This window comes from Niveispirillum sp. (assembly GCF_017996735.1).
Taxonomy (GTDB): Bacteria; Pseudomonadota; Alphaproteobacteria; order Azospirillales; family Azospirillaceae; genus Niveispirillum.
This window is the reverse complement of record NZ_JAGOGJ010000197.1, coordinates 1-8,732: the sequence shown is the minus strand read 5'-3', so window position 1 is coordinate 8,732 and position 8,732 is coordinate 1. Positions and strand designations below refer to the sequence as shown.

The 8,732-nt window shown below is 65.4% G+C and carries 11 protein-coding genes and 1 tRNA gene; 5 read left to right on the top strand and 7 right to left on the bottom strand.

Annotation, left to right across the window (positions count from 1 at the left end):
• Both KBA48_RS30955 and KBA48_RS30950 read left to right on the top strand, forming a co-directional pair.
• On the top strand, positions 1-543 hold a 543-nt coding region (locus KBA48_RS30955; protein WP_292912542.1), incomplete at its 5' end, for a DUF3426 domain-containing protein.
• Positions 544-850: 307 nt separating this feature from the next.
• Positions 851-1,633 (top strand): class I SAM-dependent methyltransferase, encoded by a 783-nt coding sequence (locus KBA48_RS30950; protein ID WP_292912541.1) that lies wholly within the window; start codon positions 851-853, stop codon positions 1,631-1,633.
• Here the strand turns inward: KBA48_RS30950 and KBA48_RS30945 are convergent.
• From KBA48_RS30945 to KBA48_RS30930, 4 genes are all read right to left on the bottom strand, one after another.
• Positions 1,626-1,985: a YciI family protein gene (locus tag KBA48_RS30945; RefSeq protein WP_292912540.1), complete on the bottom strand. Its 360-nt coding sequence runs from the start codon at positions 1,983-1,985 to the stop codon at positions 1,626-1,628. The two genes, KBA48_RS30950 and KBA48_RS30945, sit on opposite strands and share 8 nt — an antisense overlap.
• 101 nt (positions 1,986-2,086) lie before the next feature.
• Positions 2,087-2,482 carry a thioredoxin family protein gene (locus KBA48_RS30940; protein WP_292912539.1) on the bottom strand — a complete coding sequence of 132 codons (396 nt, stop codon included), beginning with the start codon at positions 2,480-2,482 and terminating at the stop codon, positions 2,087-2,089.
• Positions 2,483-2,604: 122 nt separating this feature from the next.
• Positions 2,605-3,687 (bottom strand): peptide chain release factor 1, encoded by a 1,083-nt coding sequence (prfA, locus tag KBA48_RS30935; protein ID WP_292912538.1) that lies wholly within the window; start codon positions 3,685-3,687, stop codon positions 2,605-2,607.
• A gap of 94 nt (positions 3,688-3,781) precedes the next feature.
• Positions 3,782-3,867, bottom strand: a tRNA-Leu gene (locus KBA48_RS30930).
• 133 nt (positions 3,868-4,000) lie between these two features.
• Here KBA48_RS30930 and KBA48_RS30925 point away from each other — a divergent pair.
• Both KBA48_RS30925 and KBA48_RS30920 read left to right on the top strand, forming a co-directional pair.
• The gene (locus KBA48_RS30925; protein ID WP_292912537.1) at positions 4,001-4,546 is read left to right on the top strand and encodes a disulfide bond formation protein B; all 546 of its coding nucleotides are present in this window, start codon (positions 4,001-4,003) and stop codon (positions 4,544-4,546) included.
• A gap of 140 nt (positions 4,547-4,686) precedes the next feature.
• Complete coding sequence (locus tag KBA48_RS30920) at positions 4,687-5,175, top strand: demethoxyubiquinone hydroxylase family protein (protein ID WP_292912543.1); 489 nt, start codon at positions 4,687-4,689, stop codon at positions 5,173-5,175.
• A 57-nt stretch (positions 5,176-5,232) separates the two neighbouring features.
• On the opposite strand, the gene KBA48_RS30915 is transcribed toward KBA48_RS30920, so the two are convergent.
• Together KBA48_RS30915 and KBA48_RS30910 are read right to left on the bottom strand one after the other, a co-directional pair.
• Positions 5,233-5,658: a YccF domain-containing protein gene (locus KBA48_RS30915; protein WP_292912536.1), complete on the bottom strand. Its 426-nt coding sequence runs from the start codon at positions 5,656-5,658 to the stop codon at positions 5,233-5,235.
• Between the two features lie 128 nt (positions 5,659-5,786).
• A complete protein-coding gene (locus tag KBA48_RS30910; RefSeq protein ID WP_292912535.1) occupies positions 5,787-7,148 on the bottom strand; it encodes a sodium-dependent transporter in 1,362 nt (453 codons plus the stop codon).
• Between the two features lie 257 nt (positions 7,149-7,405).
• Here KBA48_RS30910 and KBA48_RS30905 point away from each other — a divergent pair, with 257 nt between their 5' ends.
• A complete protein-coding gene (locus KBA48_RS30905) occupies positions 7,406-7,642 on the top strand; it encodes a hypothetical protein (protein ID WP_292912534.1) in 237 nt (78 codons plus the stop codon).
• A 137-nt stretch (positions 7,643-7,779) separates the two neighbouring features.
• On the opposite strand, the gene KBA48_RS30900 is transcribed toward KBA48_RS30905, so the two are convergent.
• Positions 7,780-8,732: MFS transporter (locus tag KBA48_RS30900; protein ID WP_292912533.1), on the bottom strand; the 953-nt coding region annotated here is incomplete at its 5' end.

Here is an 8,732-nt window from a genome sequence, read left to right as displayed (position 1 = left end):
GGTCTGGCCCGGCCCTTCCGGCCGCGGCCCCTGCCCAAGGGCAGCAACCTGCCCGCCCTTCCCGGCCAGTCCAAGGCCCGGCGGGCCGCCATCATCGCCTGGTCCGCACTGGCGCTGGTGGTGGGCGGCATCGGTGCCGGCCTCTATTACGGCAAGGATACGATCATCCAGGCCTGGCCGGCCGCGTTCCCCCTTTATGAAATGGTGGGACTGGCCGAACTGCCGGGCACGGGCCTGTCCGAACCGGGCGATGCCAAGACCACAAAGGTGGAAATCCGCGACATCGAAGGCATCAATATGCTGTTCGTGACCGGGGAAATCGCCAACCGGTCGGACAGCCAGCGCGATGTGCCCGATATCCAGGCCGTGGCCCTGGGTGAGGATGGCAAGGAACTGTACGCTTGGCGCATCGTGCCGCCGGTGCGCCGGCTGTTCCCCAACCAGTCCACAAAATTCGAATCACGCGTGCCCGAACGCGACGGTTCGCAGGCCAAAAGCATCAGCTTCCGCTATGTCGCGCCGGAGAAGCCGGCCGCCCCTTGATGCGGGTGCCGCCACCCGTCGGGCGGGCGTGCCCGCTGCGCCGCACCATGTTGCAGAAATGTGACTGGGGGCGTAAATGACGGAAGCCCTTAGCATTCATGACTGGCACCGGCCCGGCTTTGGCGTATTGTCCGCCCTGCCGTGAGGTGCTGCGGGTCACCGCCACCCCACCGGGATGGAACCCTGGACGTGTCTCGCCGATCCGGGGATGATCATCTACAGCCGGCGTGCCAGGCACAGCCGGCTTTTCTTTTGCCCTTTCTTTACCCTGCATGCATTGCACGGCCCCCGTGTTATCCTGGGCCCCATGTACAGCGACGTCCTTGATCTTCGCGAATTCTATCGCAGCAGCACGGGCCAGGTCGTGCGCCGCCTGATCCGCCGCCGCATCCGGGAGCTATGGCCCGACCTGCGGGGTCAGCGGGTGCTGGGCATCGGCTATGCCACACCCTATCTGACCATGTTCCAGGAAGAGGCGGAGCGGGTGATGGCGGTAATGCCGGCCAGCCAGGGCGTCATCGCCTGGCCGCCGGACGGGCCGGGCCAGGTGACCTTGGCGGACGAGGCGGAATTGCCCTTCCCCGACATGTCGATCGACCGGATCCTGCTGGTCCATGGACTGGAATGTACCGAGGAATTGCGGCCGCTGATGCAGGAGATCTGGCGGGTCATGGCCGGTGGCGGGCGCCTGATTACGGTCGTGCCCAACCGGCGCGGCATCTGGGCGCGATCGGACCGCACCCCCTTCGGCCTGGGCAGCCCCTTTTCACCGGGGCAGTTGCGCAGCACCCTGAAGGCCAACATGTTCGTGCCGGAAAGGGAGGATTGCGCCCTGTTCCTGCCACCCACCCGCCTGCGGTTCCTGCTGGCCAGCGCGCCGGCGGTGGAGGAGGTGGGCCATCGCTGGTTCCGGGCCTTTGCCGGCGTGCATATGGTGGAGGCGTCCAAGCAGATCTATGCCAACCCCACGCGGGCCAAGGTGCGTGAACGCCAGCGCATGCTGGCGCCCCAGGCCCGGCCCGTTTTCGGCCGGTTGGCGGCCGAACGGGACCGGGTGGAGAAACCGGGGGAAATGTCCCCCCTCACATGAAATCGGCTTCCTCGTAAAGCGGACGGATTTCGATCTCGCTAGGCCCCGGCATGGGGTTGGGGCAGCGTTTCACCCATTCCACCGCTTCGTCCATATCCTTCACCTGCCACAGCCAGAAGCCGGCGATCTGTTCGGTAGTGGGGGCGAAGGGGCCGCTGACGACGCTGCGCGACGCGCCGTCGAAGGCGACGCGCTTGCCCTGCACGGTGGGCTTCAGCCCGTCGCCGCCCGTCATGATACCGGCCTTGATCAGTTCCTCATTATAGGCACCCATGGCGGTCAGCAGTTCCATGCTGGGCATGGCGCCCTGTTCGCTGTCCGCCGTGGCCTTGACGATCACCATCACGCGCATCTGCCTCTCCTTGATCCAGGTTACGGCCGGTTTGTCCGGCCCTGACAGCCCAAGGACGGAGACAGGGGGCCGATGCCGACACCGGCCCCCCGAAAAAATCGTCAGGCCTTCACCAGGGTCAGTTTCGGCCGCCCCGGCGGCGGATGATATCCCGGCAGGCCCGCGATCTGCCCCGCGATGACATTGGTGAAATCGCCAATGCCGGGCCAACTGGTCATCTTGCCGATCAGCTTCTTGCCCCGGAACACGAAGAAGACGGGGATGCCGTGCAGGCTGAACCGGTTGGCCATTTCCATGTCGTCATAGACATTGTCGTGCAGCCAGCGCACCTCCGGCCACAGGAAACGCGGCGGCGCCGACAGGATGGCGTGTTTGGCGATGTCGCAGTTGGGACAGTCGCGCCCCCACAGGAACAGGATGGAAAGCGGCGGCGCGCCATTCTCTGCCAGAACGGCGTCCAGATCGGCGCTGCTCACGGCGCGCATGGGAAAACGCATGAAAAAATCCGGCGGTGTGCCGGGATTTGCCGGATTGCCTGGGTTGGACATCGGGTTTCCTCCGCCTTTATCGTGGGGCCCGCCAACAATCATTCAGTATGCACCGGCGCGGTTCGCCCGCGTCATTGCAGTTCGGCCAGTCTTTCCGCCTCTTCCTGGGCGATCAGCGCGTCGATGACTTCATCCATCTCGCCGGCCATGAACCTGTCGATCTTACCATAAAGCGTCAGGTTGATGCGATGGTCGGTGATGCGACCCTGGGGGAAATTATAGGTGCGGATACGTTCGGACCGGTCACCCGATCCCACCTGGCTTTTGCGATCGGCGGCGCGCGCATCGGCCAGCCGCTGACGCTCCGCCTCGTACAGGCGGGCGCGCAGCACCTTCATGGCCTTGGCCTTGTTCTTGTGCTGGCTTTTTTCGTCCTGCTGGCTGACCACGATGCCGGTGGGCAGGTGGGTGATGCGCACGGCGCTGTCCGTGGTGTTCACCGACTGACCGCCGGGACCGGAAGACCGGAAGACATCGATGCGCAGGTCGCGCTCATCAATATGGATATCCACCTCTTCCGCCTCGGGCAGCACCGCGACCGTGGCGGCGGACGTATGGATTCGGCCCTGGGTCTCGGTGGCGGGCACACGCTGTACCCGATGGACGCCCGATTCGAATTTCAGCCGGCGGAACACGCTGCGCCCCGTGATGGTGGCGCTGGCTTCCTTATAGCCGCCGATGCCCGTCTCGCTGACATCCATGGTCTCGAACCGCCAGCCCTGGGATACCGCATAGCGCTTGTACATCTCGAACAGTTCGGCCGCGAACAGGGCGGCCTCGTCGCCGCCGGTGCCGGCGCGCACCTCCAGGATGGCGTTGCGCTCGTCAGCCTCGTCCTTGGGCAGCAGGGCCAGCAGGATACGGCGTTCCAGATCGGGCAGGCGCCGCCGGGCCTCGGCCAGTTCGTCTGCCGCCAGGTCCCGCATCTCGGCATCGTCGCCGGCGGCCATGGCTTCCAGGTCCGCCATGTCGGCATGGGCCCGGCGCATCTCGGTGATGGCGGCGGCCACGGGTTCCAGTTCGGCATATTCCTGGCTGGCCTTGACGAAGGCGTCGCCGACCAGCGCGCCCGAAGCCAGCCCGTCGCGCAACTCATCGAACCGCAGCATCACTTTGGCGAGCGGTTCGCCAAATCTCGTTTCAAAATCTGACAAGGGAATGGCCCGGTTACCCAGCAGGTCGCCATAACCCGGGCGGAGCCGGACCCGGCCCCAAACAAATCACCCGCAGCCAGGCATTTGGAAAGATTGGTGCCCCCGGTCGGACTCGAACCAACACGCCCTTTCGGGCAACAGATTTTGAGTCTGCCGCGTCTACCATTTCGCCACGGAGGCACCGAGCGCTTCAACGCGAGGCCGCACTATAATGATGATCGGCGGGCGGTCAATGAAATCCTGTAACGCCAGCAGCATGAGATGGCGGCGATTGCGGCCATCGGTCCCATGCGGGCGGGCCTTTGCGTCATCCATGGCCACGACTATAGTGTCGGGCATGATGACAGCCCCGCCCTCCGCCTTTGCCCGCCTGACCGCCGCACCCCGGCTTCCCTCCGCCCTGCTGGTATTGGCGGCACTGGGCGCCCTGGGCACCGCCTTCGCCTCGCAATATTGGGGCGGGCTGAACCCGTGCGAGATGTGCTGGTGGCAGCGCTATGCCTATATGACGGCCATCCTGCCGCTGCTGCCATCTGCCCTGCTGCGGCTGTCGGCGGGTCAGCGGCGGGCCAGCCTGTTGCTGGGCGGGCTGGTCTTTCTGGTCGGTGCAGGGATTTCGCTGTTCCATGCCGGTGTCGAACAGAAATGGTGGGAAGGTTTCACCGCCTGCACCGCCCCGATCAGCGCCGGCGGTCTGGACGATCTGCGCGCGGCCATCCTGGCGGCGCCCGTCGTGCGCTGTGACGATATTCCCTGGTCGCTGTTCGGCATCTCCATTGCCGGATACAGCGCCATCGCCAGCCTGATCCTGGCGCTTTTCGCCGTGAAGGCAGCCTTTTCCACGGAGTCGGTGCGATGAGCAATCCCAATCCCGGCCTTCCCGCCCATCTTCTGTCCCCGCGTCCGCTGAAGGACGGCCCCGTCGCCGATGCCGGGGAAGTGCCGGTGGCCGCACGGCCCCGCCGCCTGCCGGGCGACGGCACGCCCAGCCTGGACCGGATGATCCGCGTCGATCAGGCGGGCGAATATGGGGCCGTCCGTATCTATACGGGGCAGATGGCCGTGTTGGGCAAGGGCGAGAAGGGCCCCATGATCCGCCATATGACGGAGCAGGAGCAGGTGCACCTGGACACGTTCAACGGGCTGGCCCGTGAACGCGGCGTGCGTCCCACCATGCTGCAACCCTTCTGGCATGTGGCCGGATGGGCGCTGGGGGCCGGAACGGCCGTCATGGGCAGCCGCGCCGCCATGGCCTGCACCGTGGCCGTGGAAGAGGTGATCGACCAGCATTATGCCGAACAGGCGGAAAATCTGGGCCCCGACGAAGCCCCGTTGAAAGCCACCATCGAGCAGTTCCGCGCCGAGGAGCTGGAGCACCGTGATATCGGTCTGGCGCACGAGGCGGAACTGGCCACCGGTTATCCCGTCCTGTCGGCCCTGATCAAGGCGGGATCGCGGACCGCCATCTGGCTGTCGGAGCGGATCTGATACCGTATCACCGGTCATCATTGATGACCGGTGATACGGCGGCGTCCGGTGCCCCGCTTACCGGTAACGAACGGCTTCCAGCACTTCGCGGTCGACGATGGTCTTGCCGATGGGGGCAAAGGCCAGACCGGCAAATTTGAAATGCTGCAGGCCGAACGGAATGCCGATCACGGTGATGCAGCAGACCAGCCCGATCAGCAGATGGCCCAGGCCCAGCCAGATGCCGCCGAACAGGAACCAGATCACATTCCCGATGAAGCCCAGGGGGCCGGTGCCGATATCCTCCCGCCCTGTCAGGTCATCGCGGGCCACGGCGACCCGGCCGAAGGGCCAGAACATGAACAGAGCGATATTGAAGGCGGCGCGCGCCCAGGGAATGCCGACAATCGACACCACCATGACGATGGTCGCCGTCAGCCAGGCCAGCCCGGCATTCCAGCCGAACAGCAGCAGCCACAGCACATTCATCAGCAGATTGATCATCGCGGGGTCCCTTCATTCAAGATGATAACAATCGGCCTTGATCGCAAACGATCCAGGCCGATCCCATGTTCCCTGCGGCGCCGCAAAGCGGTTTTCCGGCCAGGGAACACCGCTCCACTGTCAGGGCTTCAGACGATATTGGAAACGACCGCTGCGACGACACCGACTGGTGCCACTATGCGCACCAGCACACGCCAGACGGCATAGAGGAACGGGCTTTCGAAGCCCAATGCCTTCACGCTGTCCTCCCGCGTCACCACCCAGCCCGCGAACAGGGCCAGCATCACCCCGCCCAGCGGCAGCAGGATGTTGGACGTGAGGAAATCGATCCAGTCGAACCAGGTGCGCGTGCCGCCCAGCGGATGCACATCCGACCAGATATTGAAGGAGAACAAGGTCAGGAAACCCAGCACCCAGGCGACGATACCGCCCGTCCAGGCCAGGGCCGAGCGCGACAGGCGGGTGCGGCCGGAGAAGGCGGCAACGATGGGTTCCAGCAGCGAGACGGAGGAGGTCAGCGCCGCGATGGCCAGCAGCACGAAAAACACCGCCCCGAACACCGCCCCGCCCGGCATGGCGCCAAACGCCACCGTCAGCGTCACAAACACCAGTCCCGGCCCCTCCGACGGGTTCAGGCCATTGGCGAAGACGATGGGGAAGATGGCAGCCCCGGCCAGCACCGCCGTCATGATGGCGGCAAAGACGATGACCACGGAGGTGCGGGGGATGGACACGCCACTCGGCAGATAGGCGCCATAGGCCAGCATGGTGCCAAGCCCGATCGACAGGGAGAAGAAGGCCTGCCCCGTGGCGGCCAGCACCACATCCCAGGTGACGGCGCCGAAATCCGGTTTGAACAGATAGGTCATGCCCTGGACGAAGTCGCCTTCGATCCCGGCATAGATGCACAGCAAGACCAGCAGCGCGAACAGCAGCGGCATCATCCAGACCACGGCCTTTTCGATGCCGGCCTGGATGCCACGCGCCACCGGAATGATGGTCAGCAGCATGAACAGGGCATGCCAGAAGGTCAGCGCCCAGGGATCGGCCAGGAAGTCGCCGAACGCCTTGCCCGTGTCGGCCCCCGACAGGCCCGTCATCTGCCCGGTCAGCAGCTTGGGGATATAGGCCAGCGACCAGCCCGCCACCACCGAATAGAAGGACAGGATCAGGACCGCGGCCAGCACCCCGACACAGCCGACCAGACCCCAGGTGGCCCGGCCCGAATACCGGCGGCCCAGATCGATCAGGGTCTCGATCGGCCCCTGTCGCCCCATGCGGCCCAATGCCAACTCGGCGATCAGGATGGGCAGGCCGACCCCCAGCACACAGATCAGATAGACCAGCATAAAGGCCGACCCGCCCCCCGTGCCGATCATGTAGGGAAACTTCCAGATATTGCCCAGCCCGACGGAAGATCCGATGGCGGCCATCAGGAAGGCGAAACGCGAGGACCATTGGGCCGCCGCGGCATTGTCCGTGGATTGCAAAAGACCTACCCCTGTTCGTTGCCCGGCCCCCGCATCATCATCAGCGCCGGTGCAGCCGGATTTTATTCGGTAATTCAAGCAATAACCCCGGTGACCGGGTGGGGCAAGCCCGGCCGCCGCCATCACGGGGCCGTATCGTGGCGAATTCGTTACGAAAATCCTTACTCGCGCATGGGTATGGCTCCGGCCCTGCGCCGATCGCGGATTGACGGGCTTTGCCATGCAGCTTACCTTGTCCTCAACAATCGAGGTGTGTGATGGCGATCAGCGGCGTGTCTTCTTACAGCTCTTCCGTCTTCCAGACACCGGGCGTCCGCCCGGCGGAGAGCAATACGCGTGTTCAGCCGGTTCCCCCGGCCGATCAGCAGGCACAGCAAGCCACCGCCACCCAGCAGGACAATCAGCAGACCAACACCAATCCGACCGACAATGAACGGCAGGAGGCTCTGTCCTCTGGCCGCACGCGTGGCAGCTTCGTGAACATCACGGCCTGATCCACCGTTCGGCGACGTTCACAGACAAAGCGCGGCACCTTCACGGGTGCCGCGCTTTTTTGTGCCCAGCTGGCGGCATGGGGGGGCTGACCCGGATCGGTGATATTCGGATGCCACCGGTACAATTCCCCCGGGCCTCAGCCGCCGGAAGTTCCCTTCATCACGGCCCGCACGCGGTGGCTGATACCCGCATCCCGTGGGAGCCGGCGCTCCAACGCCCAGATCAGGGGCGGGGCCAGCAGGGTGACGCACAGTGCCACCAACGCCACATATTTCATATTGAGAAGCTGCCCCCCCGACCCGGTGGACAGCATCGCGGCCCCGGTCAATGAGGCCAGCCCGCCGGCCACCTGTGTCACCGACTGCACCAGCGCCATGAAACCGGCGCGATCCTCCGGGGCGGGCACCTTGGAGATGGCGGCCGATTGCGCCACCATGCGCGCGCTGTTGAACACCATGAAGCCCGGAACCAGCGCCACGATGGGCAGCGCCGCCCAATACCAGTCGTAATAAAGCAGCCAGATCAGCGTCGCCAGGCCCAGGGCCGTGCCCGTCGTCACCGGGGTGGAACCATAGCGGTCGACCAACGCGCCCGTCGCCCGCATGCCGAAAAAGCTGAGCACCCCGCCGACCATATAGAGCATGCCGAGCTGTTCACGGGGAAAGCCCAGGTTGAACTGTACAAACACCGCCATGTTGGAGATCAGCATGAAGCTGGGCACGATGGCGATGAAGGACAGGGCAAAGGCCAGGGCCGGCAGAACACCCCGCGCGATACGCAACAGATGGGCCGGCGCCTGACGCAGGGGCACCGGTGGCGCCGCCATGTGCGCACGCTGCGGCCCCAGCAGGCGCACGGCCACAAGGATGATCACCAGCCCCATGCCCGCCACCGTCAGGAACGGCACGCGCCAGCCGAACAGGTGCGACAGTTCCAGGGCCAGGGGCACGCCCAGAACCGCACTGATCGACAATGACCCCATCACCATGCCCATTGTCTTGCCGCGCCGCTCCGGCGGCACATTGTCGGCCACGATGGCCACCGACAGGGCGCCCGCCGGCCCGCCGAACCGGCCGGCCAGGGCCCGGG

Coding starts and splice junctions, on each gene's coding strand:
- KBA48_RS30915 (WP_292912536.1), bottom strand. CDS start 5,658: ATGATCAATCTGCTGATGAATGTGCTGTGGCTGCTGCTGTTCGGCTGG.
- KBA48_RS30905 (WP_292912534.1), top strand. CDS start 7,406: ATGGCGATCAGCGGCGTGTCTTCTTACAGCTCTTCCGTCTTCCAGACA.
- KBA48_RS30950 (WP_292912541.1), top strand. CDS start 851: ATGTACAGCGACGTCCTTGATCTTCGCGAATTCTATCGCAGCAGCACG.
- KBA48_RS30945 (WP_292912540.1), bottom strand. CDS start 1,985: ATGCGCGTGATGGTGATCGTCAAGGCCACGGCGGACAGCGAACAGGGC.
- KBA48_RS30925 (WP_292912537.1), top strand. CDS start 4,001: ATGGCCACGACTATAGTGTCGGGCATGATGACAGCCCCGCCCTCCGCC.
- KBA48_RS30940 (WP_292912539.1), bottom strand. CDS start 2,482: ATGCGTTTTCCCATGCGCGCCGTGAGCAGCGCCGATCTGGACGCCGTT.
- KBA48_RS30920 (WP_292912543.1), top strand. CDS start 4,687: ATGATCCGCGTCGATCAGGCGGGCGAATATGGGGCCGTCCGTATCTAT.